Source organism: Knoellia sp. Soil729, assembly GCF_001427985.1.
In the GTDB taxonomy this organism is placed as follows: Bacteria; Actinomycetota; Actinomycetes; order Actinomycetales; family Dermatophilaceae; genus Knoellia.
Genome location: NZ_LMSA01000002.1, coordinates 478,449 through 504,789, shown reverse-complemented (window position 1 = coordinate 504,789; position 26,341 = coordinate 478,449). Strand labels below are relative to the sequence as shown.

Here is a 26,341-nt window from a genome sequence, read left to right as displayed (position 1 = left end):
AACTCATGCAGACTCACACGCTCCAGGTGCACACGGGCGACCAGGACGCCGTCCTCGACCTCACCGACGAGTGCGCGGACTTCGTGCGCGAGCTCGGTGACGGGTTGCTGCACGTCTTCGTCCCGCACGCGACGGCCGGCATCGCGATTCTCGAGACCGGAGCGGGCTCCGACGACGACCTGCTCGCCGCGCTTCGCGACCTCCTGCCGGCCGACAATCGGTGGCGTCACCGGCACGGCACTCCTGGGCACGGCCGCTCGCACGTCATGCCTGCGTTGGTGCCGCCCTACGCGAGCGTCCCTGTCGAGGACGGCCGGCTCGCGCTCGGCACCTGGCAGAGCATCTGCCTGGTCGACCTCAACGTCGACAACCACGACCGCAGCGTCCGCCTCGACTTCCTCGCCGGCTGATCAGCGACGCGGTGGCAGGGCGTGCAGGCGCAGGTCGGTGACCTCGCCACCGCCGACGGTGCAGGTCATATAGGTGCAGGCGGGTTGGCGGCGCCGGTCGGTCGGTGAGCCGGGGTTGAGCAGGCGCAGTCCGTCGTGCTCGGTGTCCCACGGGATGTGGCTGTGCCCGAAGACGAGCACGTCGATGTCGGGGTGGGCTGCCCGCATCCGCTCCTCGCGCCGCTGCTTGGGCCCGGTCTCGTGCACGACACCCCAGGTCAGGCCGCCGAGCTCCACCCGGGCCACCTCGGGCAGGCGGCGCCGCAGCTCGGCCCCGTCGTTGTTGCCCCAGACCCCCACGAGCCGTGGTGCCCTGGCCTCGAGCGCATCGAGCAGGCTCGGGACGATCCAGTCGCCCGCGTGGACCACCACGTCGGCGGCGTCCACCGCGTCCCACACCTGCGCCGGGAGGTCGCGGGCGCGCGCCGGCACGTGCGTGTCGGCAAGCAGCAGCAGGCGCAGCGCAGGGGCTTCAGTCGTCGAGTGCGTCAAGGTCGCTCAACGCCTCCTCCCAGCGGGCCCGCCGCTGCCCCGCGTCCTGCTCCCACCACGGGGTGCCGCGTTCGCCGAGCCCGTGCTTGGCGAGGTCGACCCGGCGCCGTGACGCAGCCGGGTCCTCGCCTGCCGCGGACGCCGACTTCACGCCCGAGCGCCCCCTGCCGAGGTGCGAGAGCAACCGCTGCGCCGCATCGTCGGGCAGCTCCGGGTCCTGACGGCGCCACCGGCGGCCGCCGACGACGAGCCAGCGGTCCGCGTCCTCGTCCGCGGCGTCCTGCTGCTCAGGCACGTGGCTCCTCCGGGTCGGCACGGACCTGCTCGGACACGGCATACGACGGCTTGCGCAGACGAGCCCACAGCGGGGAGGTCCACGTGCCGGCTGGAGGGTGCCCGACCGGGTCGTGGCGTCGGGTGCAGTCGCTGTCGGTCCATGTGAGGTCGAGCCGGCCGCGCTCGTGCCACGGATGGCCGGGCGCGGCGACGAGCAGGCGGTAGGCAGAAGGGAGGTCGTCGCCGGTGACGGGGTCGAGACGGAGGAGGAGCGGCCCGCGTGCCGTCGACAGCGGCAGCAGGGTGGTGAGGGGTCCGTGCACGTGGCGGGTGCGCAACGTGAGCAGGTGCCGCGTCACCACGCCGGTGCCGGTGGAGGCGAGGAGCACGTCACCTGCCGCTCGTCCCTGCACCCGGACGGCGAGGCCCTCCACGTCCGGGCCCTCACGCAGACCGGTCGCCCTCGACCAACGGAGGAGGCAGGGATGGGGTCCGGCCTCGTCGAGCAGCACCACTCCGCTGGGCGGTCCGGGGTTCACGGTCAAGAAGCCGGTGCCGCAGAACCCGACGGGGTGCAGCGCTCGCGTCCCGCGCAGCCGGGCGAGCGCACCGAAGGGTGCGGCAAGTGCCAGCCCGCCGAGCCGGCCGACGAGTCCCAGCGCGGGCGAGCCGTCACCATCTCCGGTTGCGGCACCGCTCATCTGTGGCTCCATCGACCCAACATAGGACGGGTCACTGCTCCTCAGCGGCCAGCCAGGCGTCGATGTCACGATCGGCCACCTGCCGGACCTCGCTCGGCGTCGACGACTTCGGTGCCGTCATGCTCAGTTCGCCGGCTTTTACTCGCTTCCTCAAAGTCTCGACGAAGCGAGTCGACGGTGACGAAACCACGAAGGAGGGGTGGTCACGCGGTGTCACTCCGGAGCGGATAGGGCTCTTGCGGCGTCGGACGGGGTGCATACCACTGGGGCTCGGGCCCGGGCCGACCGGCGAAGAACTCGCGGTGCCACCACCACGAGGGTGGGCTGACCACCGCCTGAGCCTCGTGGTGCGCCGGAAACCGCCGACTCCCATCGCGCACCCGTGCGAGGAGCTCCGTCATGGGCCAGGCGTCCGGACCGACGATCGCTGCCGGCGTGGAACCAGTGTCTTCATCGCCGGGCCTGACCAGCGCCAGCTCGAACCCCGTGCCGTCGAGAGCCTCGATCACGGCCTTGAGCTGGGAGCACCCCGCGGAGCTCTCGAGACGGGCGATCGAGCTGGGTGTCTTGCTGCGAAGCCTGGCGTAGGCGCGCTGCGACAGTCCCAACCGTCTGCGGTGGTCACGCAGCGCGAGTCCCACCGCGTCGGCAAGGGTGAGGCCTCGGATGGTCGCCGCCAGGTCGATCTGTCGTTGTGCCGCGCACTGCTCGGGTGTCATGCGTCGACTGTGCGCCCGTCGCTGCGAGCCCGCCAGAGCACTGGTGTGTTCTGTGCACAACCCGAACCCACCGGGCGAGGTGTGGACAACGACCCTGCTCTCCAGGCCTCGTAGCAGGTCGTCGGCGGTGGGACTTCGCATCGGCCCAGCAACGCCACACAGCTTGGCCGGCGGTCGTGTGCAGTGGGAGTGTCAGTGCGTCATGTGGTGAAGCAAAGACACGTCCTTGTCGGACACCCGTCGGGGTCGTCTCGCTCAGCCTTCGGCGACGGTTTCGACCCGTTCGGCGGCCAGCCAAGCGTCGATGTCACGGTCGGCCGCCGCCCTGACCTCGGTCGGGGCCCGGGACGCACGCAGCGACGCGCGGGCGAGGTCGGCCAGCTCCGCGTCCGAGAACTCCAGCAACCGGGCCACTTCGTACTGCGCCTGCAGCCGCGACCCGAAGATCAGCGGGTCGTCGGCTCCCAGCGCGACGGTGGCCCCTGCGTCGACGAGTTGGCGCAGCGGCACGTCCTCGATCTCGTCATAGACCCCGAGCGAGAGGTTGCTGCCCGGGCACACCTCGAGGGCCACTCCGTCGGCCACGACCCGGTCCAGGGTCCGCGGGTCCTCGACCGAGCGCACACCGTGGCCCAGCCGGTCGGGCTCCAACGACGTGAGCGTGCGCTCGATTGCATCCGGCCCCAACAGCTCTCCAGCGTGCGGGACCAGAGCCAGCCCGGCCCGGCGCGCGATGTGGAACGCGGCGGCGAACGCCTCGGTCTCCCCACGTCGTTCGTCGTTGCTCAGGCCAAAGCCGACGACCGCACCGGGCCCCTCACCGGCATACCGGGCCGCAAGGCGCGCCAGCGTGCGGGATTCGAGCTCGTGGCGCATCCGCGAGGCGGCGACGATGACGCCGACCTGGGCAGCGTCAGGCTCCCGGGACACGGCAGCAGCCTCGTCGAGGATGATCTCCAGGGCCGGGGTGATCCCGCCGACGAACGGTGCATAGGACGTCGGGTCGACCTGGATCTCGAGCCACCGCGACCCTTCGGCCCCGTCGTCCAGGGCCGCCTCGCGCACGATCCGGCGCATGTCGGCCTCGGTGCGCACGCACGCACGCGCGGCGTCATAGAGGCTCTGGAAGCGGAACCACCCACGCTCGTCGCGGGTCTCGAAGGTGACCGGCCAGTCGGCCTGCAGCGCGGAGGGCAGGCGCAGGTCGTGGGAGGCCGACATCTGGCGCACCGTCTCGATGCGCATGGATCCCGTGAAGTGCAGGTGCAGGTGTGCCTTCGGCAGGGTTGCGGTGTCGCGGCCGGGGCGCGGCGCAGGAGGTGTTGCGCTCACTCCTCGATGATTCGCATGGCCGACTCCTCGGTCGACTCGACATCACTGGCGTCGGTGACGTACCCGGCGCGCGGGTCGGGGTCGACGTCAAGGCCTTCCGCGCCGAGGAGCTCACTCTCGTCGTCCTCGCGCATGCCGGCGTCGGGGGAGGTGAGGGAGCCGCCATCGATGTCCTCGCTGGGCTCCCCGAGGAAGTCCTGGGAGGCAGGGATCGCGTCCGGGTCGTCACCGCCGACATCGGGAGGACCATCGAGCCCGGACTCGTTGTCGGGGGCACCGTAGGCCGAGTTGGGGTCGGGGACCTCCTGGGCGATGCGCTGGTCGATCGTCTCGTCCTGCGCCTGCTCGGCCGCCGTCGTGCCCCACTCGGTGTTGCGGGGCTGCAGGTCGGGGGGAGTGGCCGGGAGGTTGTCGCCCTCGCTCGAGTCGAGCAGGTCGGGCTCGCCGCTGCCGGCGTCCACCCCGTCGTCCAGGCTCATCGAGCCCAGGTCGGTGTCGAAGTTCTCGGTTCCAGACTGATCGCTCATACCTCAGCCTTGCACGCGGGCGACCCTTTCAGTCGCGCTGGGTCGCGAGCTTTTCGGCTGCGGCCAGCAGGACGCACGTGGCGACGCCCGCCATCGCGGTCTCGACCTCCGAGAGCACCGGGAAGGTCGGTGCCAGGCGGATGTTGCGGTCGCGGGGATCCTCGCCGAGCGGGAACGACGCGCCCGCGGGCGTCAGGGCGATGCCGGCTCCCTTGGCGAGCTCGACCACCCGTGAGGCGGTGCCGTCCATGACGTCGAGGTTGACGAAGTAGCCACCCTGCGGCTGCGACCACTGGGCCACCTCGCGCCCGGCGAGCGCGGAGCTCAGCGCCTGCTCCACGGCCGCGAACTTCGGCGCGAGGATCGTGCGGTGGCGCGCCATGTGGTCGCGCACGCCCTGCGCCGAACCGAAGAACTGCACGTGCCGCAGCTGGTTGACCTTGTCGGGGCCGATCGAGGCGAACTGCAGGTGGGACAGGTACCAGTCGACGTTGTTCTTCGAGGCGGCGAAGAACGCGACGCCCGAGCCGGCGAAGGTGATCTTGGAGGTCGAGGCAAACATCAGGGGCCGGTCCGGGTGGCCCGAGCCCGAGGCCAACGTGATGATGTCGGCGCTCTTGGCCTCGTCCTCGGTCAGGTGGTGGAAGGCGTAGGCGTTGTCCCAGAAGATGCGGAAGTCCGGTGCCGCGGTCTCCATGGACGCCAGGGCGCTCGCGACCTCCTGGGAGCAGATCGACCCGGACGGGTTCGCATAGGTCGGGACGACCCAGATCCCCTTGACGGCAGGGTCCTTGACGAGCTCGCGCACCGCGTCCACGTCGGGGCCGTCGGGGTTCATCGGCACGGGCAGCATCTCGATGCCGAACGAGGCGAGCATCGTGAAGTGGCGGTCGTAGCCGGGCACCGGGCAGATGAACTTCACGCTCTCCTCCTGGGACCACGGCCGGGGGGAGTCGGGCGCACCGTGCAACAGCAGCTGCACCAGGCAGTCGTGCATCATCGTCAGGCTCGAGTTCCCGCCGGCGACCACCTGCGACGGCTCGACCCAGAGCAGGTCCGCAAAGATCGCCCGCAGCTCGGGCAGCCCGGCGAGCAGCCCGTAGTTGCGCACGTCGGTCCCGTCGGCGTCGCGGTAGCCCTGCGGTAGGTCGAGCAGCGCGTCCGACAGGTCCAGCTGCTGCGCGGACGGCTTGCCGCGCGTGAGGTCGAGCTTGAGGCCACGACCTTGAAGCTCGGTGTATGCCGTGCGCTGGCTCTCGAGGAACGTCTCGAGGTCCGCGGGGGACAGGGACGACAGGGGGGCGAGGGTGCTCTGCTCGGTCACGCGTTCATGGTGTCAGAGGCAGCGCCCCGGATCGAGGCCATGTCACCGTGTGGGCGGTCCGTCCGCAACCGGGCTCACCTACCTTCGCGAAGTGGGAACCGCCGGGCTGCGGCGCTGCGACAGTCGTTGTATGTGGCACGCCGATGAGCCCGCAGACGCGGAGCTGGTCCGGGCCCTCCACCGGGGGGACGTGGACGCTCTACGGGTGCTCTACGACCGGCACGCCCCCTGGCTCGCTGCGAGGCTGCGGCGCCGGTGCAGCGATCCCGACGTCGTCGCCGATGCCCTGCAGGACTGCTTCACCTCGGTGTGGCGCTCCAGCGGCTCGTGGCGCGGCGACGGGGAGGTTGCCGCCTGGCTCTGGGGGATCGCCATCCGGCGCCTGGTCTCGCGCTTGCGTTCGCCCGGCGCGACGCACCGGGATCCGGTCCGCCCCGAGTCCGGTCCGTCGCTCGCAGCGGAGAGCGCGGAGGAGCGCGTCCTCGTCGGCATCGAGTACGGCGACCTGGGCGGAGCCCTCGAGCGGCTCAGCCCCGAGATGCGAGCCGTGGTCGAGGCGACCGTCCTCGACGGGCTCACCAGCAGGGAGGCCGCGACCCTGCTCGGCATCCCCCAGAACACCGTCAAGACCCGGCTGCACCGCGCCAAGGCGCAGCTTCGTGCCGACCTCGCGGGAGGAGCACCATGAACCGCACGCAGCCGACCTGGCACGCGGACGAGAGCCTGCTCACGGCATACCTCGACGGCAGGACGTCCGCGGCCGTCTCCGCATCGGTCGAGCAGCACCTCGTCCGCTGCGGTCAGTGCCGCAGCGGCGTGCGTCAGCTGTCCGATCCCGTTCCCTTTCAGGGCATCTGGGACTCCATCGTCACCGACATCTCCGCTCCGGCGCCGACACGCCTCGAGGTGTTCCTGCGACACCTGGGGCTTGCCGACCGTGACGTCGTGCTCGTGCGCTCGACACCGGCGGTCCAGGGAGCGTGGGTCCTCGGCATCCTGCTCTGCCTGCTCTTCGCGACCATCGCGGCTGCGTCGGGTGCGGCCTACGGTTCCCTGCTCTTCCTGTGGACCGCTCCGCTCGTGCCGGTGCTCGCCGTCGCGATGTCGTTCGGGCCGCACGCCGACCCCAGCTGGGAGCTCGCCGTCGCGAGCCCCTCGTCCCCCGTCCGTCTCATCCTGCTGCGGTCGGGGGCGGTCATCGCCACGGCGGTGCCGCTCTCCGCGCTCGCCGGCGCGGTCCTGCCCGGGTCGCCCTGGGCCTCGATCGCCTGGCTCATGCCCTCGCTGGCGGGAGTCGCCCTCACCCTCGCGCTCGCGACGTGGTGGCCGGTGACCCATGCCGGCGCGGGTGTCGCGCTCGCCTGGACCGCCGTGAGTGGCGCCACCGCCGCCGACGGCTACCGCAGCTCGGTGGGTTCGGCCACCGTCGAGCTGCTCTCAGCGGACGTCCTGCCCGTCTACCTCGTCATCGCCGTCGTCGCGGGCGCCGTCTTCGCCGTCCGCTCCGACCGCCTGTCCCACTTCGGGGAGTTCTCATGAGCACCATTTCCAGCACCAGCGTCATGTTCACAGGCGTCACCCGCCGCTACGGCAACAGCACCGCCCTCGACCACGTCGACCTCAGCCTCCAGCCGGGTGTGACCGGTCTCCTCGGTCCCAACGGGGCGGGCAAGACGACGCTGCTGCGGCTGCTCGGCACCGTGCTGGCGCCGACCGAGGGGCGCTGCCGGATCCTCGGGCTGGACCCGGGCTCCCACGAGGACCGGACCGAGATCCGGCGCTCCCTCGGCTACCTCCCGCAGGAGGCCGGCTATCCACGCGGGTTCACGGCCTTCCAGTTCGTCGACTACGTCGCAGCCCTCAAGGAGTGGACCGACCGCTCGCAGCGGCACGCCGAGGTGAGGAGGGTCCTCGCCCTCGTCGGGATGGAGGAGCTCGCCGGCACAAAGATGCGCCGGCTCTCCGGGGGCCAGCGGCGCAGGGTGGCGCTGGCCCAGGCCTTCCTCGGGTCACCGGAGCTCCTCGTCCTCGACGAGCCGACCAACGGTCTGGACCCCGAGCAGCGGGCCTCGCTGCGAGGCGTCCTGTCCGACCTCGCCCGCCGGGCCACCGTCCTCCTCGCGACCCACCAGACCGAGGACGTCGCCGCCCTCTGCGAACGGGTCGTCGTCCTCGACTCCGGTCGCGTGCGCTACGACGGTCCGGTGCGCGAGCTCGTCGCACAGGCCGCTGGGAGGGTGTGGCTCGCCGACGAGGAGTCGCCCTCGGCGCTCAGCTCGTGGCGGGTCGGCACCGGCCGCTACCGGCACGTGGCGCACGAGGCACCTCTGGGTGCCGAGCTCGCCGAGCCGACGCTCGAGGACGCCTACCTGCTGCTGCGCGGCGGCCAGGCGGACGACGCGGTCGCGGGGATGACGGCATGAGCTCCGCGGTCCTCGTGCCAGGGGTGCCATCGACCTCGCGTCGGGCGTCGGCCGAGGTCGTGCGCAGCATCGCCCGGATCGAGGTGCGACGGCTGCTGCACCAGCCGGTGTTCCTCGTGGCCGTGTTCCTCTTCGTCCTGATGGCAGTGACGACTCCGTTCAGCGACTACGCCAACGCCGACTACGTCGTCACCGCGGAGAACGGTACAGAGACGAACCTCGACTGGCCAGTGGTTCCCGCCTTCTTCCTCGGCCTGGGTGGTCTCATCGCCATGAACCGGGTGGCGAAGGGGGCATCGCGCACGGGTGACGTGCTCGAGGCAGCGCCCGCCACGAAGCTCCAGCGCAGCCTTGCCCTCTGCCTCGTGTGCCTCGTGCCGGCCGTGGTCGCGTTCGCCGGCGCTGCCTACGTCTTCGTCTTCTGGATGGTCGACCCGCCGCTGCAGGCCATGGCCTGGACCGAGTTCACCGACACCCAGCTCTTCTCGATCATGGTCGAGGGCGTCCTGGCCGCAGTCGGCGGACCACTGCTCGGCGTGGCGGTCGCTCGGTGGTGGCGGTGGCCCACGGCCGGTGCCATCACGGCAGTCGCGCTCATCCTGTGGGCTGTCCTGAGCAGCGTCTACCGCGACTCCTCCTGGTGGGGTGCTCTCATCCACCATTCCTCGCCGTTCGCGCTGGCCGTCTTCAACACGGAGAGTTCGACCTGGGCCCAGGGCGGAAGCCACCACTGGCGGGTGGCCTACCTCGCCGGGCTGTGCCTGCTGGCCGCGCTGGCAGCCTGCGCGCACGGGACCACGGGGGAGCAGCGGCGCCAGCTGGTCCGGGTCTCGCTGGCCGTGGGAGGCCTCACCGTCATCGCCCTCCTCCTGGCCACCTTCACGGGCCCGGAGGGGCACTACGGACCGTGGAACCCGCTGTGGTGACGCGATCCGCGCTCGCCGCCGAGCTGCGCGCGGTCGGCTGGGGCCCGGTGCTCGGTGCAGGTGCCGCGGCTGCGACGGTGCTCGCTCTCGACGGCACCGTCTGGCCGAGCGGCCCGGGGTCCGTGACCGCATGGGTCGGCGGCGCACTGCTCGCGGGTGCCGCAGGCTTCTCGCTCGACCAGCCGGCTGCCGGTGCCGTCCAGTCCGTCCCGACGAGCCGTGGCTGGCGGATGGCCGTGCGTGCCTGTGCCGGTCTCGGCGCGCTCGCAGGCTGGGTCGCGTATGCCGTGGTGTGGCGCGCGCAGCTCGCTGTCGGTGTTCCCGCATGGTGGGCCCAGGTGCTCGCCGGCGGTGCACTCGTCACCGTGGGTCTCGGGCTCTGTGCCGCCCTCGTCCGCCGGGGGCAGGACGAGCCGGCGTCCACCGTCGCGGGTGGTCTGGTCTTCGCGGTCCTGGCACTGGGTCTCGTGCCCGTGCCCGGAGACGTCCTCGTGCTCGACCTCTCGGGGGAGCGGGGCTCGACAACGGTGGCCTGGGCGGTCATCGCCCTGCTGGGAGCAGCCGGTCTGGCGTGGGGCAGCAGGGATGAGGGATCCCGCTGGAGAGAGACCGACGCCAGATCGGCCGGGCACTGACGGGCGTGATCGTGCAGGCCCGTCGGGCCGCTGGGGTATGGGCAGCAGCTGCCGCCGCTGGAGTGCACGTGGGCCCGGGGCCGGTCCGACGGTTTCGCGTCGAGCCGGGGCGTCCCGTATGCTGATCCCTCGGTGTTGGCACCATGATTCGTCATGCCTGCCGTCACCTCCGGAACCACCCACCCAGCGGGTGCGTTCCTAGGGCAGTGGCTCAATTGGTAGAGCACCGGTCTCCAAAACCGGCGGTTGGGGGTTCGAGTCCCTCCTGCCCTGCAGGTTCAGATCATCTCGGAGAAGAGGAACTGTGACGGAAGTGGGCGAGTCCCGCGACTCTCGACGTGCGAGCAAGAGCTCGGGCGAGAGCCGCAACCCCGTGTCACGGCTCTTCGGGTCCCTCGGTCTGTTCATCAGCCAGATCCTCGACGAGCTGCGCAAGGTCGTCCGGCCGACGCGCAACGAGCTGTGGAACTACACGATCGTCGTCATCGTCTTCGTCTCCGTGATGATGGCGCTCGTGTCCGCGTTGGACTTCGGCTTCGGCAAGCTCGTCGCCCTCGCCTTCGGCAACGGCGGCTGAGTCCGCCCGCTCTGACGCAGGGCGCGCCCCGCCCCACCTGAAACACACGCTGCACAGGAAGTAGGTCCGTACGTGTCCGACCACACGACGTCCCAGGACGCCGAGTCGACCTCCGGCGACGCCGAGATCCTCGCCGTCGAAGAGACCGACAGCGCCGCCCAGCGTGAGTCGCTGACCCTCGGCGACACCGCCCCCGAGTTCCTCGACCTCCCGGCCGACGAGGCCACCGATGCTGACGAGGCCACCGGCACCGACGAGTCCGACGACACCGCCGACTCCGACGAGTCCGACGACGCGCCCGCCGAGAGCACCCTCGAGGCCGCGACCACCGAGAGCGACGAGGACGGCGACGTCGTCCCGACCGACATCGACCCGGTCAAGGCGTTCAAGGAGGACCTCGCCGCGAAGTTCGGCGACTGGTACGTCATCCACTCCTACGCCGGCTACGAGAACCGGGTGAAGACCAACCTCGAGACGCGGATCCAGTCCCTCAACATGGAGGACTACATCTTCGAGATCGAGGTCCCCATGGAGGAGGTCACCGAGATCAAGAGCGGTCAGCGCAAGCTGGTCCGCCGGGTCCGGATGCCCGGATACGTCCTCGTCCGCATGGACCTCACCGACGAGTCGTGGGGCGCCGTGCGCCACACGCCCGGTGTGACCGGCTTCGTCGGCAACGCCCACCAGCCGGTGCCGCTGAGCCTCGACGAGGTCTACACCATGATCAAGCCCGCCGAGCTCGAGATCGCTGCCGCTGCCGCCGCGGGCGGTTCCGGCTCTGGCGCCGGTGGCGGCTCGGCCGCCTCCTCACCCGTCGTCGACTTCGAGGTCGGCGAGTCGGTCACCGTCATGGACGGTCCGTTCGAGACCCTGCCCGCGACGATCTCCGAGATCAACGCCGAGGGCCAGAAGCTCAAGGTCCTCGTCTCCATCTTCGGCCGGGAGACCCCGGTCGAGCTGTCGTTCAGCCAGGTCTCCAAGCTCTGACGCCTGACAGCACTGCAACCGGGTCATCGCCCACGGCGTGGGCCCACAACCAACAAAAGGACACACAGCAATGCCTCCCAAGAAGAAGGTCTCCGGCTACATCAACCTGCAGATCCAGGCAGGTGCGGCGACCCCGGCGCCCCCCGTCGGCCCGGCCCTCGGCCAGCACGGCGTCAACATCATGGAGTTCGTCAAGGCCTACAACGCTGCGACCGAGCACCAGCGGGGCAACATCATCCCCGTCGTCATCACCGTCTTCGAAGACCGGTCCTTCACCTTCATCACGAAGACCCCGCCGGCCTCCGAGCTCATCAAGAAGGCCGCGGGTGTCCAGAAGGGCTCCGGCGAGCCGCACAAGACCAAGGTCGCCAAGCTGACCGCGGACCAGGTGCGCGAGATCGCCGAGCAGAAGATGCCCGACCTCAACGCCAACGACATCGACGCCGCGATGAAGATCATCGCCGGCACCGCCCGTCAGATGGGCATCGAGACCTCCGTCTGAGCGGGAGCGTCTCAAGCACAGACGTTCGGTATGCCGGCCGCCCAGGCGGGCGGCCGGCATACCGAAAAGCGTCTCGCTCAGCAGAGCGCGACGGTGGCAGGGCCAGCGCTGGCCCGGACCACGACTCCACCACTGAGACATCAGGAGCAGCAATGAAGCGCAGCAAGAGCTACCGCGCCAGCGCGGAGAAGATCAACGCCGACAAGGTGTACACCCCGCTCGAGGCCGTCCGCCTCGCCAAGAGCAACGCCAAGGCGAAGTACGACGAGACCGTCGAGGTCGCCATGCGTCTGGGCATCGACCCGCGCAAGGCCGACCAGATGGTCCGCGGCACCGTGAACCTCCCCAACGGCACCGGCAAGACCGCCCGCGTCCTCGTGTTCGCCAACGGCGACAAGGCCGAGGCCGCCCGCGCAGCCGGCGCCGACTACGTCGGTTCCGACGACATGCTCGAGAAGGTCGCCGGCGGATGGCTCGACTTCGACGCCATCGTCGCCACCCCCGACCTCATGGGCAAGGTCGGTCGTCTCGGCAAGGTCCTCGGCCCGCGTGGCCTCATGCCCAACCCGAAGACGGGCACCGTCACGATGGACACGGCCAAGGCCGTGACCGACATCAAGGGCGGCAAGATCGAGTTCCGCGCCGACAAGCACAGCAACCTCCACTTCATCATCGGCAAGGCCTCGTTCGACGAGAAGAAGCTGGTCGAGAACTACGCTGCGGCGCTCGAGGAGATCCTCCGCCTCAAGCCGGCTGCCTCCAAGGGCCGCTACATCAGCAAGGCGACCATGTCGACGACGATGGGTCCGGGTGTGCCGCTGGACTTCACCAAGACGCGCAACCTCCTCGAGGAGGACGCTCAGGCCGACGCCTGATCCTCCACGCACGGCAAGCGACCCCCGTTCTGTGGTGAACGGGGGTCGCTTCGTGCGTGCCGTGGGCTGACGTGGCGCCGCCGCAGGTCGCGGCCACCACGCACGCAGGGGACCCCATGACCATCACCACCAGATCATTCAGCGCTGCCCTGGCAGCCGTCGCCGTCGCCGCCGGGCTGGGAGCCTGCGGCTCCACGCTCGCCACGTCACCCGACACCGCAGCGAGCGCGCAGCCCGCAGCAGACACGCTCACGGCGAAGGTGGGCGACGAGGTGGACTTCGCGGCAGTGTTCCAGGACACCGCGGCCGCCATGAAGGCCACGAAGTCCTACAGCTTCACCGGGAACATGCCCGAGGGGCTCAAGGCCACGGTCGTCGAGATCAAGGACGGCACGACGACCTACGAGAGCACCCTGTCCACCGAGCAGCAGCTCGCGCTCGCCCAGAAGCGTCTCGAGGACATGGGCATGGGCGACGCCCCCATGCCGACGCCCACGACGGCGATGAAGCCGATCACCGTGCGCCAGAGCATCGGCGCCGACAACCTGCCCACCAAGGTCGAGCTCGTCGGTGACGCCGGCTCCACCATGACCCTGACGTACTCGGGGTGGGGCGAGCCGGTGGACGTCACGGCACCCGCCGCCGACAGCGTGGCCTCCTTCTCCGAGCTCAGGTGAGATGCACAGGAGTCGGCGGTTCGGACGAGCCAGACCGTCCCAGACCCGTTCGAACCGCCTCCACCTGGCCAGCATGGTTCGTGTGACGTGAAATTCTCTTTGGTCCCAAGCCTTGTCCAAGAGGTAACCCCGGGGTAACTTCACCGGAGCCCTGTTGCATCCATGGCCTCCTCGACCGAGGCGATGAACCCCTGCCGCGCAACCTGGCCGAGAGAGAGGTGTTGCATGGGCGTCGCGATCGAGGTCCAGGGCCTGACCAAGGCCTTCGGGTCCCAGGTGATCTGGAACGACGTCACCCTCACCCTCCCGGCGGGCGAGATCTCGGTCATGCTCGGCCCGTCGGGCACCGGCAAGTCGGTCTTCCTCAAGACCCTCGTGGGGCTGCTCAAGCCCGACAAGGGCTCGATCGTCATCAACGGCGACGACCTCGTGACCCTCAGCGAGAACGACCTCTACGAGGTGCGCAAGCTCTTCGGCGTCCTGTTCCAGGACGGTGCGCTCTTCGGGTCGATGAACCTTTATGACAACGTCGCCTTCCCGCTGCGCGAGCACACCAAGAAGACCGAGTCGGTCATCCGCGACATCGTCCTGGAGAAGATGGACCTCGTCGGCCTCACCGGCGCCGAGGACAAGCTCCCGGGAGAGATCTCCGGCGGGATGCGCAAGCGTGCCGGCCTGGCCCGGGCCCTCGTGCTCGACCCCGAGATCCTGCTCATCGACGAGCCCGACTCGGGCCTGGACCCGGTGCGCACGTCCTACATCAACCAGCTGTTCATCGACCTCAACGCCCAGATCGACGCGACGTTCCTCATCGTCACGCACGACATCAACACCGCCCGCACGGTGCCGGACAACATCGGCCTGCTCTACCACCGCCACCTCGCGATGTTCGGCCCGCGCGAGATGCTCCTCAGCTCCGAGGAGCCGGTGGTGCGGCAGTTCCTCAACGCCCAGACCATCGGGCCGATCGGCATGTCCGAGGAGAAGGACGCCGACGAGCTCGCCTCGGAGTCGGGGCAGGAGCTGCCGCCGCTGCCCCCGATCCCGATCCAGCTCGGCACCAGCGACGGCAGCTTCCGGCGCGCGGAGAAGGCACCGGGCGACTGGTGCCGCGCCAACGACGTCACGCCTCCTCCCGGCTCGTTCCGGTCGGGCAACGCCGGTGTCCCGGGCGTCTCCCAGTCCGCCGAGCTCGAGTCCGGGGCGGCGACGTGAACGTCCTCACGGCTCCGGTCAAGCAGGCCGGTGCCCTCTTCGCCCTCGCCCTGGACGTCCTGCGCGCCCTGCCCAAGCGGCCCTTCCAGACCAAGGAGTTCATCCAGCAGTGCTGGTTCATCGCCTCGGTGACGATCGTCCCGACGGCCCTGGTCTCCATCCCCTTCGGCGCGGTCATCGCCCTCCAGCTCGGCACGCTCACGCGTCAGCTCGGTGCCCAGTCCTTCACCGGCGCCGCGAGCGTGCTCGCCGTCGTCCGTGAGGCGTCGCCGATCGTCACGGCCCTCCTCATCGCCGGCGCCGGTGGGTCGGCCATCTGCGCCGACCTGGGCTCCCGCAAGATCCGTGAGGAGCTCGACGCCATGGAGGTGCTGGGCATCAGCCCCATCGAGCGCCTCGTCGTCCCCCGTGTCCTCGCGACGATGGTCGTCTCGCTCCTGCTCAACGGCCTGGTCTCCGTCGTCGGCGTGGCCGGCGGCTACTTCTTCAACGTCGTCATCCAGGGCGGGACACCCGGCGCCTACCTCGCCTCGTTCACCGCCCTGGCGCAGCTCGCGGACCTCTGGACCTCCGAGATCAAGGCGCTGCTCTTCGGGATGGTGGCCGCCATCGTCGCGTCCTACAAGGGCCTCACGGCCGGGGGAGGGCCCAAGGGTGTGGGCGAGGCAGTGAACCAGGCGGTCGTCATCACCTTCATGCTCCTGTTCGTCATCAACTTCGTCGTCTCCGCCATCTACTTCCAAGTCGTCCCGCAGAAGGTCTGAGGGGGCACCGATGATGAGCCGCACCCGAGACCTCGCCGCCCGACCGGGCAGGGCGCTGGACGCCCTGAGCGACCAGATGCACTTCTATGTCCGGTCGATCATGTGGAGCCCCCGCACGATCCGCCGCTACAAGAAGGAGGTCCTGCGCCTCCTGGCCGAGGTCTCCCTCGGCAGTGGCGCCCTGAGCGTCATCGGCGGGACCGTCGGCGTGCTGACCTTCATGGCGTTCTTCACCGGCAGCCAGGTCGGGCTGCAGGGCTACTCCTCGCTCAACCAGCTGGGGACGGGCGCCTTCGCCGGCTTCCTCGCGGCCTACCTCAACACTCGTGAGATCGCGCCGCTCGTGGCCGGCCTCGCGCTCGCGGCCACCGTCGGGTGCGGCTTCACCGCGCAGCTCGGCGCCATGCGCATCTCCGAGGAGGTCGACGCCCTCGAGGTCATGGGCATCCCCTCCCTGCCGTTCCTCGTGACGACCCGCATGATCGCGGGCTTCGTGGCGGTCATCCCGCTCTACGTCATCGGGCTGCTGTCCTCCTATGCGGCCACCCGGTTCATCGTCACCGACTACTTCGGGCAGTCCAAGGGGACCTACGACCACTACTTCCATCTGTTCCTACCGCCGATCGACATCCTCTACTCGTTCCTCAAGGTGCTCGTCTTCGCGGTGATCATCATCTTGATCCACTGCTACTACGGCTACACCGCCAGCGGCGGTCCAGCAGGCGTGGGCCTGGCCGTGGGCAAGGCCGTACGCACGTCGATCGTGGCCGTCAACCTCGTCGACTTCTTCTTCTCGCTGGCGGTGTGGGGTGCGACCACCACGGTGAGGATCGCGGGTTAGCCATGTCCAAGGCCAGCACTCTCGGACGCCTCGGGCACCGCACCTACGGTGTGGCGTTCATCCTCGTCGTCGCCCTGCTGCTCTCGCTGTCGATCGCGTCGTTCAAGAAGGTCTTCACCGACATCGTCGAGGTGACGCTGAAGACCGACCGCATCGGCAGCCAGCTGCAGGAGGCCTCCGACGTCAAGATCCGCGGGCTCATCGTCGGTGAGGTGCGCACGATCGAGTCCAGCGACAAGGGCGCCACCCTCCACCTGGCACTCAAGCCCGAGATGGTCGACCTCATCCCGGCCAAGGTGAGCGCCCGCCTGCTCCCCAAGACCCTCTTCGGCGAGCGCTACGTCGACCTCGTCCCGCCCGAGGGCGCCCCCGGACGTGCCATCCGCGCAGGGGACGTCATCCCGCAGGACCGCACGAGCGTGGCGATCGAGCTCGAGCAGGTCTTCGACGACCTCCTGCCGCTGCTGCGCAGCATCGACCCGGCCAAGCTGTCCGCCACCCTCAACGCCCTCGCGACCGCTCTCGACGGCCGCGGCACAGCCCTCGGCAAGAACCTCGTCCTCGTCGACGAGTACTTCACCAAGCTCAACCCCCACCTGCCCACGATCCAGGCCGACATCTCGGGCCTGGCCGACCTGGCGAGCACGTATGCCGTGGCCGCCCCCGAGCTGCTGCGCGCGGCCAAGGCGCTGCTCACGACCAACGCGACCATCGTCGAGAAGCAGAAGGAGCTCGCCGGCTTCCTCGCCGGCACCGCAGGGTTCGCCAACACCACGGCCGGCTTCCTCGAGACCAACCAGAACCGCATCATCCAGGTCGGCCGGGTGCAGCGCCCGACGCTCCAGGTGCTCGCCAAGCACTCACCGATCTATCCCTGCTTCACCCAGGGCCTGGTCAACTGGCTGCCGCGCGCCAACCAGCTCTTCCGCGACGGGCAGATGCACATCACCCTCGAGTTCGTCCCGCAGACGCAGGCCTACCACCCCGGCGAGGAGCCGGCGTGGCACGACAAGCGCGCTCCCAGCTGCAAGGGCCTGCCCAACGTGCAGGGGAGCCAGGCGAAGCCGCGCCGGGGGTCGAAGTTCGACGACGGCACCGAGGGTGCGGCGACCGACGCGACGCACTCGGCGCTTCCGCAGGCCTTCCTCGCTCCCGAGGGTGCGCGCATCCCCGCCGTCGACTCGGGCCTGGCCGGCACCGTTCAGGAACAGCACCTCGTGGGCGCCCTCGTCGGGCTCGACGAGGGGCAGGACGCCTCCCTCGCGACCCTGCTCGCCGGGCCGATGATGCGCGGGACGGTGGTGAGCCAGTGAAGACCACTCCCAGCCTCATCAAGTTCATCGTCTTCGCGATCGTCACGATCCTCGCGACGGGCACGCTGGCGGCGACGATTGCCAACATCCAGCCGGGTGACCGCAACTCCTTCAAGGCCGTCTTCACCGACGTCACGGGTCTCGCGAAGGGCCACGAGGTCCGCATCGCCGGGGTGCGCGTCGGCACCGTCAAGGACATCGAGGTCGCCAGGGACCGGACCCACGCCGAGGTGACCTTCGACGTCCTCAGCACGAGCACCCTCACCCAGGGGACCGTGGCGACGATCAAGTACCGCAACCTCATCGGGGAGCGCTACGTCGCGCTCACCCAGGGCCCGGGTGCCGCGACCCCGCTCAAGGACGGTGCGACGATCTCGCTGGAGCGCACCCACCCGGCCCTCGACCTCACGGTCCTGTTCAACGGCTTCAAGCCCCTCTTCGCCGCACTCTCGCCCAAGGAGGTCAACGAGCTGTCGGCCCAGATCATCTCGGTGCTCCAGGGCGAGGGAGGCAACATCAACTCCCTGCTGGGCCAGACGGCGTCGCTCACCGACACGCTGGCCGACCGCGACAAGGTCATCGGCCGGGTCATCAGCAACCTCACGACCGTCCTCACGACGGTGGAGCAGCACGACACCGCGCTCGGTGAGCTCCTCATCCAGCTGCAGCGCTTCGTGTCCGGGCTGTCTGCCGACCGCAAGGCCATCGGCGAGTCCCTCACCAACATCAACTCCGTCACCGACGAGACGGCGCGGCTCCTCGAGGCCGGCCGCCCGGACATCAAGAACGACATCGGACAGCTCGGCGCCCTGAGCAAGACCCTCAACAAGCCGGCCAACACGGCGATCTACGAGAAGTTCATCACCGGGGCGCCCGAGAAGATCTCGACGATCACCCGCACGGCGACCTACGGGTCGTGGTTCAACTTCTACCTCTGCCGGTTCGACGTCAAGAACCTCCTGCTGCCGACCGGCCCGACTCCGGGCGGCCTGGGCTACAACGTCTCCGCTGCGAGGTGCCGATGAGCACGCCGTTCCGCGCCCGCGACCCCCTGCCGATCGGCATTGCGGGCCTGCTCGCGATCGGACTCATCCTGTTCGCCTCCTTCAACGCCTCGAAGCTGCCGATCATCGGTGGGGGGCAGTCGTATGCCGCGTCGTTCAGCGAGGCGGGCGGCCTGCGCACCGGTGACGAGGTCCGGATCGCCGGCGTGCGTGTCGGCAAGGTCACCGACATCTCACTGGACGGCAACAAGGTGGACGTCGCGTTCCGCATCACCGAGGACGTCGCCTTCGGCCCCGAGTCCGGGGCGTCGATCCGGATGAAGACCCTCCTCGGCCAGAAGTACGTCTCCCTCGAGCCCAGGGGCCGCGGCCAGATGGCTGAAGGCGCAACGATCCCGCTGTCGCGCACCGTCTCCAGCTACGACATCATCAACGCCTTCTCGGACCTCACCGAGACGACCGAGCGCATCGACACCACCCAGCTCGCCAAGTCGCTCGACACGATCGCCAGCGAGTTCAGCGACACCCCGGCCAACGTGCGGCTTGCGCTCGACGGGCTCACCCGCCTGTCCAGGACGATCTCGAGCCGCGACAGCGAGCTCAAGGCGCTGCTCAAGGCGAGCAACTCGGTGTCCGGGACCCTGGCCGACCAGAACAAGGTCATCGAGAAGATCATCACCGACGGTGACCTCCTGCTCGCCGAGCTCTACGAACGGCGCGACGCCATCCACACCCTCTTCACCAACACCAGCGCCATGGCCGTGCAGATCACCGGCCTCGTGCGCGACAACCGGGCGCAGCTCGGGCCGGCCCTCACCCAGCTCAACGGAGTCCTCGAGACCCTGCGCAAGCACGAGGCCGACCTCACCAGGACCATCGAGGCCATGGGGCCCTTCACCAGGGTCTTCGCGAGTGCGCTCGGCAACGGCCGCTGGTTCGACACCTACATCCAGAACCTCACGGTCCCCGTCGGGGCGGTGGGTCGATGAAGCCCGCAATCCTCTCCAGGGTCGTCGCGGCGATCGTCGTCGTGGGCCTGGTCGCGGCAGCCTTCGTGTGGTGGCCCCGCGCCGACAAGCTCACGGTGTCGGGCGACTTCTCCCGGGCCGTCGGACTGTTCCCCGGCTCCGACGTGCGTGTGCTCGGTGTGCGCGTGGGCCAGGTCGAGACCGTCGAGCCGCATGGCGAGACGGTGCACGTGACCTTCCGGGTGGACGCCGACGTCAAGGTCCCGGCGCAGGCCAAGGCGGCCATCGTCGCCCCCTCGCTCGTCAGTGACCGCTACGTCCAGCTGCTGCCTGCCTACACCACCGGACCCGTGATGAAGGACGGTGCGTCCATCCCCCGCGAGCGCACCGCCGTGCCCGTCGAGCTCGACCGGGTCTCGCAGGCACTGGACGACCTCATGGTGGCCCTCGGTCCCGACGGCGCCAACAAGGAGGGTGCGCTCAACCGCGTGCTCGACACCGGTGCGCGCAACCTCAAGGGCAACGGGCAGAACCTCCACGACATGAACCGCGGCCTCTCGCAGGCGGTCCAGACCTTTGCCGAGGGGCGCGGTGACCTCTTCGCCACGGTGAAGAACCTCGAGACCTTCACCGGCATGCTGGCCACCAACGACGAGCAGGTCCGCCGGCTCAACACCGACCTGTCCAAGGTCTCCGACCAGCTGGATGGCGAGCGCGACGACCTCTCGGCAGCCCTGAAGAACCTTGCCGTCGCCCTCAGCGAGATCTCGAGCTTCGTCAAGGACAACCGCGCCGTGCTCACCAAGGACGTTCACCAGCTCACCGACCTCACGTCGGCGGTGGCGGCGAAGCGCGACGCACTCGCCGAGGCGCTCGACAACGCGCCGGTCGCCCTGTCCAACCTCCAGCTCGCCTACAACCCGGCATCGGGCACCCTCGACACGCGCAGCAACATTCAGGGCCTCGACGACCCGGCGCTCATCCTGTGCTCACTCCTCACGGGGGCGACGGGCACCGGCAACGCCAACCCCAACCTGTGCGCGCTGCTCCAGACGATCATCCCCAAGAGCGGCCTGTTCCCCGGCCTCCTCAACCTCCCCGGCCTGTCCGCGATCCCGGCGGCCTTCACGGTGCCCCAGGTCGCTGCAGCGATCGCACCGCAGGCGGCGGCCGCGCCCACGCAGTCGGAGACCGAGGCCGTGGACGTCACGATCCGTGGGGCAGACCCGACCCTCGGTGGTCTCCTTGCGAAGGAGAAGCCATGACGTATGCCGTGCGCTCACTTCGTGCGGTGGCCCTTGCCGTCGTCGTGGCCCTGACCCTGACCTCGTGCCAGGGAGCCTTCGACCTTCCGTTGCCCGGCGGCGCCAAGGGCGAAGGCCCGTCGATGCGGGTCAAGGTCGACTTCGCCGACGTCCTGGACCTCGTGCCCAAGTCCGCCGTGAAGATCAACGAGGTGGCCGTCGGCCAGGTCGAGAAGATCGAGCTCAACGGGTGGACCGCGCGGGTGACCCTGTCGATCCCCGTCTCGAGCAAGCTGCCTGACAACGCCACGGCCGAGCTCAAGCAGACGTCGTTGCTGGGTGAGAAGTACATCGCCCTGTCGGAGCCCGCCGACGGCAAGGGTGTGGGCACCCTCTCGGACGGAGACCTCATCCCGATCGAGCGCACCAACCGCAACCCCGAGGTCGAAGAGGTCCTCTCGGCGATGTCGCTGCTGCTCAACGGCGGAGGGATCGCTCAGCTGTCCGTCATCGAGCGGGAGCTCAACAACGCACTGCGGGGCAACACCGACGAGATCAAGCACCTCATCGGTGAGCTCAACACCTTCATCGGCGGACTCGAGGACCAGAAGGCCGAGATCGTGCGGGCCCTGGACATGGTGGACAAGCTGGCCGCCCGGCTCGCCGAGCAGAAGGACCTCATCGGCAAGACCCTCGAGGAGCTGCCCAAGGGCCTCAAGGTGCTCGCCGACCAGCGGATCCAGCTCACCGAGATGCTGCAGGCGCTGAGCCGCCTCGGCGCCGTCGGCACCAAGGTGATCCGCGGCTCCAAGGAGGACACGCTCGCCAACCTCAGGCTCCTCGGGCCCGTCCTCACGCAGCTCAACAAGGCCGGTGACGCGCTCCCGCAGTCGTTGGAGCTCATCCTCACCTACCCCTTCCCGGACGCGGCCGTCGGCGCCATGAAGGGCGACTTCACCAACCTGTCGCTCACCGCCGACCTCGACCTGCGTGAGCTCAAGATCCTTCAGGGCGGAGTCCCGGGCAGTCCCCTGCCGGGCGTCACCCTGCCGCCGGTCCCGCTGCCGTCCCTGCCCTCCGCGCCGCTGCCGAAGCTGCCCAAGGTCCCCAAGGTCCCCACGGTTCCGACGGTCCCCACCCCCACGGCGACGCCCAAGAGCCCGCTGTGCCCACCGCTGTGCACGAGCGACTCGCACGGGCGCGACACCTCGTGGACGACGCTCTACGGAGGGGGTGACGCATGATCCGCACGCTCACCAAGGCCCAGCTGGCGGCCTTCATGCTCATCACGATCGTGACCGTCTCGATCCTGTCGGCGAACTACATCGGCCTCACCGAGCGCCTGCTGGGTGGGGGTGCACGGTTCAGCGCGAGCTTCGCCGAGTCCGGCGGGATCTTCGTCGGCTCCGAGGTCACCTATCGCGGGGTCGCCGTCGGCCGGGTCTCCGGGCTCGAGCTCGAGAAGGACGGGGTGCTCGTCCAGGCCCAGCTCAAGCGTGGCGTCGAGGTCCCCAAGGACACCAAGGCCGTGGTCGAGAACCGCTCCGCCGTCGGCGAGCAGTACCTCGACCTGCAGCCCCGGTCCTTCGGTGGTCCTTCCCTGCAGACGGGAGATCGCATCCCACGCAAGGACACGGCATACCCGATCCGCGTCGACCAGCTGCTCCTCGACGTGGACCGGACCGTGCGCTCGGTCGACAAGGAGGACCTGCGCACCGTCATCGACGAGCTCGGCACGGGCTTCGAGGGCTCCGGGCCGGACATCAGCCAGCTCATCGACAACGGCAACCTCCTGACGCAGGCGGCACTCACCGCGCTGCCCGAGACGGTGGCCCTGCTCCAGCACAGCAAGACGGTGCTCGACACCCAGCGCGACACCGCACCACAGATCAAGAACTTCGCGACCGACTTCGCCAACCTCTCCGAGACCCTGCAGGCCTCGGACGCGGACCTGCGCCTCATCCTCGACCGGGGCGTCGTCGCCTCCAAGGAGCTCGAGGGCCTCGTCAAGGACAACCAGGGCGACCTTGCGACCCTCATCGCCAACCTCATCACCATCGGGCAGGTGACGACGTCGCGCATCGACGGCATCGAGCAGATGTTCGTCACCTACCCCGAGGTCGTGGGCGGCGGTTTCACCGTCGTCCCGGGGGACGGCACGGCGCACTTCGGCATGCAGCTCAGCCAGTCGGCGCCGGTGTGCACCAAGGGCTATGAGGGCACCCAGAGGACGGACCCCAACCGCACCGAGAACCTCCCCAAGGTCAACACCGACGCCGGCTGCACGCTGCCTCGAGGCTCGGCCTCCAACGTGCGCGGCGCCCAGAACGCGCCTCGACCGCGCAGTGGCGTCGCGTCCTCGCACCCGCTGGCCCTGGCCAACCAGATGCTGCCGCTCGGCAACGCCGCGGCCGCGGAGGGCTCGCCCCGGGTGTCGGCACCCCAGGCGCCGGCCGGGGGAGCGGGCGGGGCAGACTCCTGGTCGTGGATCATGCAGGAGGCCGCCCGATGAGCCGGCAGAGCACCGCCCGGGCCCTGTGGGCGCTCACGGTGCTGGCGCTGGTCGCCACGGTGGCGCTCGCGGCGACGCGTGGCCGCGACTGGTGGGACGCCCGCACCACGGAGCAGGCACAGTCCGAGGCCCTCGCCGCCGGCCGCCAGCACGCCATCAACTTCGCCACGATCGACTACCGCAAGGTCGACGAGGACACCGCCAGGGTCAAGGCGGGAGCGACCGGGGAGTTCCTCGCGAGCTACACCAGCCAGCTCGACGACCTCAAGAAGGTCATCGTCGAGAACAAGTCCGTCAGCAGCGTCGAGCGCGCCGAGGCGGCCCTGGTCTCCGGTGACCGTGACTCCGCGACGGTCATCGTGGGCCTCATCGCCCCGACGAGCAACACGGTCGTGCCCAAGGGCGAGACCAAGACCTATCGCACCAAGCTCGGCCTGCGTCACGTCGGCGAGCAGTGGAAGGTGGAGCGCCTTGAGTTCGTCGGTTAACCGTCGCCCCCGGGTCGCGGGTCAGCGTCGCCGGCCCGCCCGCGAGGGTGGGCCGGTCCTGCCCGAGACCCCGGGGGAGGGCAGCACGCCCGGGAGCCCGGCTCCCGAGGGCCCGGCTCGCGAGGGCCCGGCTCCCGATGACGCGGAAGCCGTCGCAGGACGCGGTTCTTTCCGCGTCATCCGACGACTTCCCCGTCAGGATGCCGACCCGGCCGGAGCGGAGGGCAAGAGCAGCTCGCCAGTGCTCCCGGCCATCGCCCTGGCCGTCTGCCTCGCGCTGCTGGCGACGGTCCTCGTCGTCACCCGCCACGACCCGGGGGAGCGGCCCAGGGCAGCCGCCGCGGCCACCGCCACGGCCCGCAGCACCCTCGAGCAGGCGCTCAGCTACAACTACGCCACGATGACCCAGCAGATCCCTGCGACCCAGGCCCTGCTCACCGGCTCGTTCAAGCAGGAGTTCGCCGACACGATGACCAAGACCATCGTGCCGCTCGCCCAGAAGGACAAGACGGTCGTCAAGGCGCGGATCTACGAGGCCGGGGTGATGTCGCAGACCGACGGCACCGTGACCGTGCAGGCGTTCGTCAACCAGGCGAAGACGAGCGACAAGCAGAAGGAGCCCTCGATCGACCAGAACCGCGTCATCGCCACGATGACCAGGGTCGGCAACAGGTGGCTCGTGTCGGCGCTCAAGGCCTACTGACCCCTGCGCACGGCGGTTGCGGGGTTTCGGGCCAGTCGGCTCGCACCGTTACGCTCGAGGGACTCAACTGGGAGGAACCCATGACAATCTCGATGCGCCGCTCCAGCGGTGCCGCCCTGGCCCTGGCGGGGCTCCTCGCGCTCGGCGCCTGCGGTTCGTCGGACGACGGGGCGGGCAGCGCCACTGCCAAGAGCTCCGACAAGAGCTCCGAGACCAGCGCCGCCGCGAGCACGCAGGCCAAGGGCGAGAGCGTCGACGCGGGTGACGTCGCCACGCGCATGGTCGCCGCCATGCAGAAGGCCGGCAGCGGCACGATGTCGATGGACACCGGTGGCGAGAAGGCCACGGGCGACTTCACGTACGTCGACGGCAAGCTCCAGCAGCACACCACGGTGCCGGTCGAGGGCTCCGAGATGGAGATCATCTCCGTCGGTGACTTCGTCTACCTCAAGGGACTGCCCGGCCAGGCCAAGCCGTGGGTCAAGATCGACCCGAGCGGCGACGACCCGGTGAGCCAGATGTTCAAGGGCATCGCCGAGGGTGGCATCAGCGACCCCACCAAGATGGCCGAGAACCTCAAGGGCACCCAGGCCAAGGTCACCTCCACCGACGGCGGCAACACGACCTACGAGTTCACGGTCGACCCCGCCAAGGCCCTCGGGGACGCCGCGGCGCCGACCCCGTCGCCCAGCGCCTCGACGCCGCCGCTGTCCATGACCTACGTGCTCGACGGGCAGGACCGCCCGGTGACCATCTCGACCAGCGTCTCCGGCCAGGCGATCACGGTGACCTACAGCGACTGGGGCAAGAAGGTCGACATCAGCGCGCCGCCCGCCGACCAGGTCGGCCCGATGAGCTTCCCCTCGTCCACCTGACCTTCTTCCCACGACTTATTGCCCGGTTGGCCACCACACGCGCCAGCTGCCCGTTCGCACATCCTGGCCAAACGGGCAATAAGTCGTCTGGATTTGGTCGTGTGCCGTCCGCGCCCTAGAGTTGTGCTCGACCAAAGACCGCCGGTTGTCCGGTGCACCCGCACCAGGACTGAAGGTTCCGCGAGAGCGGGCGACCAGCGCAGGCCGAGTTTCGAAGGTGAGCGTCGCCCCGCGACGTCCACCACGAGCCCCGCGCCCTGCGCCGGGGCTCGATCTGTTGTCCGGGCCTTCACCGATGGTCGTACCCGACGGAAGGAGGCCCGAATGTCTCGTGCAGACAAGTCCGCGGCGATCGCCGAGCTCGCGGAGAAGTTCCGCAGCTCCAACGCCGCAGTTCTGACTGAGTACCGCGGGCTCTCGGTGGCACAGGTCACCGAGCTTCGTGGCGCCCTTCGTGGCAACGCGACCTACGCCGTGGTCAAGAACACGCTGACCGAGCTCGCCGCCAAGGAGGCCGGAGTCACGGCCTTCGACGGCCAGCTCGTGGGACCGTCCGCCATCGCATTCGTCGACGGCGACCCGGTCGAGGCCGCAAAGGGCCTGCGTGACTTTGCCAAGGCAAACCCCCTCCTCGTGATCAAGAGCGGCCTGCTTGACGGCAAGTCGCTCTCCGCGCAGGAGATCACCAAGCTCGCGGACCTCGAGTCCCGCGAGGTGCTTCTCGCCAAGCTGGCCGGCGCCATGAACGCGTCGCTCACGCAGGCTGTCTACCTCTTTGCCGCGCCGCTGTCGCAGACCGCTCGGGTCGTCGACGCACTGCGCGCCAAGGTCGAGACCGAGGGTCCGGCCGACGCCGCTCCCGCGGCCGAGGCCGAGGTTGCACCCGAGGAGACCCCCGCCGACGCCGCACCTGCGGTCGAGGCCACCGAAGACGTCGCCACGGGTGGCGACGACGCCTGAGGACCCAGCACCAGCTGAGGTCCCAGGAAAAC

At 69.6% G+C, this 26,341-nt stretch carries 31 protein-coding genes and 1 tRNA gene; 25 read left to right on the top strand and 7 right to left on the bottom strand.

The window, feature by feature from the left end; all coding sequences use genetic code 11:
* Positions 1–5 precede the first annotated feature (5 nt).
* Complete coding sequence (locus ASG74_RS07365) at positions 6–410, top strand: secondary thiamine-phosphate synthase enzyme YjbQ (RefSeq protein ID WP_056140893.1); 405 nt, start codon at positions 6–8, stop codon at positions 408–410.
* Here the strand turns inward: ASG74_RS07365 and ASG74_RS07360 are convergent, their stop codons facing one another.
* From ASG74_RS07360 to ASG74_RS07330, 7 genes are all read right to left on the bottom strand, one after another.
* Complete coding sequence (locus tag ASG74_RS07360; protein ID WP_442910081.1) at positions 411–941, bottom strand: metallophosphoesterase family protein; 531 nt, start codon at positions 939–941, stop codon at positions 411–413.
* Complete coding sequence (locus tag ASG74_RS07355; protein WP_156465317.1) at positions 922–1,236, bottom strand: 2-polyprenylphenol hydroxylase; 315 nt, start codon at positions 1,234–1,236, stop codon at positions 922–924. The genes ASG74_RS07360 and ASG74_RS07355 overlap by 20 nt, the downstream gene beginning before the upstream one ends.
* Positions 1,229–1,918, bottom strand: a complete 690-nt coding sequence (locus ASG74_RS07350) for a hypothetical protein (protein WP_056140887.1) — start codon at positions 1,916–1,918, stop codon at positions 1,229–1,231. Before ASG74_RS07350 ends, ASG74_RS07355 begins: the two co-directional genes overlap by 8 nt.
* 203 nt (positions 1,919–2,121) lie before the next feature.
* Complete coding sequence (locus tag ASG74_RS07345) at positions 2,122–2,637, bottom strand: helix-turn-helix domain-containing protein (protein WP_056140882.1); 516 nt, start codon at positions 2,635–2,637, stop codon at positions 2,122–2,124.
* 255 nt (positions 2,638–2,892) lie between these two features.
* On the bottom strand, positions 2,893–3,969 hold the full coding sequence (locus ASG74_RS07340) for an adenosine deaminase (protein ID WP_082569580.1): 1,077 nt from the start codon (positions 3,967–3,969) through the stop codon (positions 2,893–2,895).
* On the bottom strand, positions 3,966–4,496 hold the full coding sequence (locus ASG74_RS07335; protein WP_235498850.1) for an adenosine deaminase: 531 nt from the start codon (positions 4,494–4,496) through the stop codon (positions 3,966–3,968). The genes ASG74_RS07340 and ASG74_RS07335 overlap by 4 nt, the downstream gene beginning before the upstream one ends.
* Positions 4,497–4,524: 28 nt before the next feature.
* Positions 4,525–5,820 carry an aminotransferase gene (locus tag ASG74_RS07330; RefSeq protein WP_056140880.1) on the bottom strand — a complete coding sequence of 432 codons (1,296 nt, stop codon included), beginning with the start codon at positions 5,818–5,820 and terminating at the stop codon, positions 4,525–4,527.
* A gap of 130 nt (positions 5,821–5,950) precedes the next feature.
* On the opposite strand from ASG74_RS07330, the gene ASG74_RS07325 reads away from it, so the two are divergent.
* The 24 genes from ASG74_RS07325 (at position 5,951) to rplJ (ending at position 26,309) form a co-directional block, all read left to right on the top strand.
* On the top strand, positions 5,951–6,508 hold the full coding sequence (locus tag ASG74_RS07325; protein ID WP_056140877.1) for an RNA polymerase sigma factor: 558 nt from the start codon (positions 5,951–5,953) through the stop codon (positions 6,506–6,508).
* Positions 6,505–7,359, top strand: a complete 855-nt coding sequence (locus ASG74_RS07320) for a zf-HC2 domain-containing protein (protein ID WP_056140867.1) — start codon at positions 6,505–6,507, stop codon at positions 7,357–7,359. Before ASG74_RS07325 ends, ASG74_RS07320 begins: the two co-directional genes overlap by 4 nt.
* Positions 7,356–8,243, top strand: coding sequence for an ABC transporter ATP-binding protein (locus tag ASG74_RS07315; RefSeq protein WP_056140859.1), 888 nt, complete (start codon positions 7,356–7,358; stop codon positions 8,241–8,243). Before ASG74_RS07320 ends, ASG74_RS07315 begins: the two co-directional genes overlap by 4 nt.
* Positions 8,240–9,169, top strand: coding sequence for a hypothetical protein (locus ASG74_RS07310; RefSeq protein ID WP_056140856.1), 930 nt, complete (start codon positions 8,240–8,242; stop codon positions 9,167–9,169). Before ASG74_RS07315 ends, ASG74_RS07310 begins: the two co-directional genes overlap by 4 nt.
* Positions 9,166–9,804: a hypothetical protein gene (locus ASG74_RS07305; RefSeq protein WP_156465315.1), complete on the top strand. Its 639-nt coding sequence runs from the start codon at positions 9,166–9,168 to the stop codon at positions 9,802–9,804. The genes ASG74_RS07310 and ASG74_RS07305 overlap by 4 nt, the downstream gene beginning before the upstream one ends.
* A gap of 200 nt (positions 9,805–10,004) precedes the next feature.
* Positions 10,005–10,077, top strand: a tRNA-Trp gene (locus tag ASG74_RS07300).
* Between the two features lie 31 nt (positions 10,078–10,108).
* Positions 10,109–10,381 (top strand): preprotein translocase subunit SecE, encoded by a 273-nt coding sequence (gene secE, locus ASG74_RS07295; protein WP_056140851.1) that lies wholly within the window; start codon positions 10,109–10,111, stop codon positions 10,379–10,381.
* Positions 10,382–10,453: 72 nt separating this feature from the next.
* Positions 10,454–11,368 (top strand): transcription termination/antitermination protein NusG, encoded by a 915-nt coding sequence (gene nusG, locus ASG74_RS07290; protein ID WP_056140848.1) that lies wholly within the window; start codon positions 10,454–10,456, stop codon positions 11,366–11,368.
* A 70-nt stretch (positions 11,369–11,438) separates the two neighbouring features.
* Positions 11,439–11,870: a 50S ribosomal protein L11 gene (rplK, locus tag ASG74_RS07285; protein WP_056140845.1), complete on the top strand. Its 432-nt coding sequence runs from the start codon at positions 11,439–11,441 to the stop codon at positions 11,868–11,870.
* Positions 11,871–12,022: 152 nt separating this feature from the next.
* Positions 12,023–12,745, top strand: coding sequence for a 50S ribosomal protein L1 (gene rplA / locus ASG74_RS07280; protein ID WP_056140843.1), 723 nt, complete (start codon positions 12,023–12,025; stop codon positions 12,743–12,745).
* Between the two features lie 116 nt (positions 12,746–12,861).
* The gene (locus ASG74_RS07275) at positions 12,862–13,422 is read left to right on the top strand and encodes a hypothetical protein (RefSeq protein WP_056140839.1); all 561 of its coding nucleotides are present in this window, start codon (positions 12,862–12,864) and stop codon (positions 13,420–13,422) included.
* 225 nt (positions 13,423–13,647) lie between these two features.
* On the top strand, positions 13,648–14,637 hold the full coding sequence (locus ASG74_RS07270) for an ABC transporter ATP-binding protein (protein ID WP_056140837.1): 990 nt from the start codon (positions 13,648–13,650) through the stop codon (positions 14,635–14,637).
* Complete coding sequence (locus tag ASG74_RS07265) at positions 14,634–15,401, top strand: MlaE family ABC transporter permease (protein ID WP_056140835.1); 768 nt, start codon at positions 14,634–14,636, stop codon at positions 15,399–15,401. The genes ASG74_RS07270 and ASG74_RS07265 overlap by 4 nt, the downstream gene beginning before the upstream one ends.
* A gap of 10 nt (positions 15,402–15,411) precedes the next feature.
* Positions 15,412–16,242: an MlaE family ABC transporter permease gene (locus tag ASG74_RS07260; protein ID WP_200942544.1), complete on the top strand. Its 831-nt coding sequence runs from the start codon at positions 15,412–15,414 to the stop codon at positions 16,240–16,242.
* Between the two features lie 2 nt (positions 16,243–16,244).
* Positions 16,245–17,555 (top strand): MCE family protein, encoded by a 1,311-nt coding sequence (locus ASG74_RS07255; protein ID WP_056140832.1) that lies wholly within the window; start codon positions 16,245–16,247, stop codon positions 17,553–17,555.
* Positions 17,552–18,580: an MlaD family protein gene (locus ASG74_RS07250; RefSeq protein ID WP_056140830.1), complete on the top strand. Its 1,029-nt coding sequence runs from the start codon at positions 17,552–17,554 to the stop codon at positions 18,578–18,580. The genes ASG74_RS07255 and ASG74_RS07250 overlap by 4 nt, the downstream gene beginning before the upstream one ends.
* A complete protein-coding gene (locus ASG74_RS07245; protein WP_056140828.1) occupies positions 18,577–19,548 on the top strand; it encodes an MCE family protein in 972 nt (323 codons plus the stop codon). Before ASG74_RS07250 ends, ASG74_RS07245 begins: the two co-directional genes overlap by 4 nt.
* Positions 19,545–20,792, top strand: a complete 1,248-nt coding sequence (locus tag ASG74_RS07240) for an MCE family protein (RefSeq protein ID WP_056140824.1) — start codon at positions 19,545–19,547, stop codon at positions 20,790–20,792. The genes ASG74_RS07245 and ASG74_RS07240 overlap by 4 nt, the downstream gene beginning before the upstream one ends.
* Positions 20,789–22,015 (top strand): MCE family protein, encoded by a 1,227-nt coding sequence (locus tag ASG74_RS07235; protein ID WP_056140821.1) that lies wholly within the window; start codon positions 20,789–20,791, stop codon positions 22,013–22,015. The genes ASG74_RS07240 and ASG74_RS07235 overlap by 4 nt, the downstream gene beginning before the upstream one ends.
* The gene (locus tag ASG74_RS07230) at positions 22,012–23,283 is read left to right on the top strand and encodes an MCE family protein (protein WP_056140819.1); all 1,272 of its coding nucleotides are present in this window, start codon (positions 22,012–22,014) and stop codon (positions 23,281–23,283) included. The genes ASG74_RS07235 and ASG74_RS07230 overlap by 4 nt, the downstream gene beginning before the upstream one ends.
* Positions 23,280–23,771, top strand: a complete 492-nt coding sequence (locus ASG74_RS07225) for a hypothetical protein (protein ID WP_056140816.1) — start codon at positions 23,280–23,282, stop codon at positions 23,769–23,771. Before ASG74_RS07230 ends, ASG74_RS07225 begins: the two co-directional genes overlap by 4 nt.
* On the top strand, positions 23,755–24,474 hold the full coding sequence (locus ASG74_RS17120) for a hypothetical protein (protein ID WP_156465314.1): 720 nt from the start codon (positions 23,755–23,757) through the stop codon (positions 24,472–24,474). Before ASG74_RS07225 ends, ASG74_RS17120 begins: the two co-directional genes overlap by 17 nt.
* An 80-nt stretch (positions 24,475–24,554) precedes the next feature.
* Positions 24,555–25,349 (top strand): hypothetical protein, encoded by a 795-nt coding sequence (locus ASG74_RS07215; RefSeq protein WP_156465313.1) that lies wholly within the window; start codon positions 24,555–24,557, stop codon positions 25,347–25,349.
* A gap of 324 nt (positions 25,350–25,673) precedes the next feature.
* Positions 25,674–26,309, top strand: a complete 636-nt coding sequence (rplJ, locus tag ASG74_RS07210; protein WP_056140808.1) for a 50S ribosomal protein L10 — start codon at positions 25,674–25,676, stop codon at positions 26,307–26,309.
* Positions 26,310–26,341 lie beyond the last annotated feature (32 nt).

Coding starts and splice junctions, on each gene's coding strand:
- rplK (WP_056140845.1), top strand. CDS start 11,439: ATGCCTCCCAAGAAGAAGGTCTCCGGCTACATCAACCTGCAGATCCAG.
- ASG74_RS07255 (WP_056140832.1), top strand. CDS start 16,245: ATGTCCAAGGCCAGCACTCTCGGACGCCTCGGGCACCGCACCTACGGT.
- ASG74_RS07365 (WP_056140893.1), top strand. CDS start 6: ATGCAGACTCACACGCTCCAGGTGCACACGGGCGACCAGGACGCCGTC.
- ASG74_RS07215 (WP_156465313.1), top strand. CDS start 24,555: ATGACAATCTCGATGCGCCGCTCCAGCGGTGCCGCCCTGGCCCTGGCG.
- ASG74_RS07350 (WP_056140887.1), bottom strand. CDS start 1,918: ATGAGCGGTGCCGCAACCGGAGATGGTGACGGCTCGCCCGCGCTGGGA.
- ASG74_RS07270 (WP_056140837.1), top strand. CDS start 13,648: ATGGGCGTCGCGATCGAGGTCCAGGGCCTGACCAAGGCCTTCGGGTCC.
- ASG74_RS07225 (WP_056140816.1), top strand. CDS start 23,280: ATGAGCCGGCAGAGCACCGCCCGGGCCCTGTGGGCGCTCACGGTGCTG.
- ASG74_RS07230 (WP_056140819.1), top strand. CDS start 22,012: ATGATCCGCACGCTCACCAAGGCCCAGCTGGCGGCCTTCATGCTCATC.
- ASG74_RS07310 (WP_056140856.1), top strand. CDS start 8,240: ATGAGCTCCGCGGTCCTCGTGCCAGGGGTGCCATCGACCTCGCGTCGG.
- ASG74_RS07240 (WP_056140824.1), top strand. CDS start 19,545: ATGAAGCCCGCAATCCTCTCCAGGGTCGTCGCGGCGATCGTCGTCGTG.
- ASG74_RS07320 (WP_056140867.1), top strand. CDS start 6,505: ATGAACCGCACGCAGCCGACCTGGCACGCGGACGAGAGCCTGCTCACG.
- ASG74_RS07260 (WP_200942544.1), top strand. CDS start 15,412: ATGATGAGCCGCACCCGAGACCTCGCCGCCCGACCGGGCAGGGCGCTG.
- ASG74_RS07335 (WP_235498850.1), bottom strand. CDS start 4,496: ATGAGCGATCAGTCTGGAACCGAGAACTTCGACACCGACCTGGGCTCG.
- ASG74_RS07345 (WP_056140882.1), bottom strand. CDS start 2,637: ATGACACCCGAGCAGTGCGCGGCACAACGACAGATCGACCTGGCGGCG.
- ASG74_RS07275 (WP_056140839.1), top strand. CDS start 12,862: ATGACCATCACCACCAGATCATTCAGCGCTGCCCTGGCAGCCGTCGCC.
- ASG74_RS07245 (WP_056140828.1), top strand. CDS start 18,577: ATGAGCACGCCGTTCCGCGCCCGCGACCCCCTGCCGATCGGCATTGCG.
- rplA (WP_056140843.1), top strand. CDS start 12,023: ATGAAGCGCAGCAAGAGCTACCGCGCCAGCGCGGAGAAGATCAACGCC.
- ASG74_RS07315 (WP_056140859.1), top strand. CDS start 7,356: ATGAGCACCATTTCCAGCACCAGCGTCATGTTCACAGGCGTCACCCGC.
- ASG74_RS07325 (WP_056140877.1), top strand. CDS start 5,951: ATGTGGCACGCCGATGAGCCCGCAGACGCGGAGCTGGTCCGGGCCCTC.
- rplJ (WP_056140808.1), top strand. CDS start 25,674: ATGTCTCGTGCAGACAAGTCCGCGGCGATCGCCGAGCTCGCGGAGAAG.
- ASG74_RS07235 (WP_056140821.1), top strand. CDS start 20,789: ATGACGTATGCCGTGCGCTCACTTCGTGCGGTGGCCCTTGCCGTCGTC.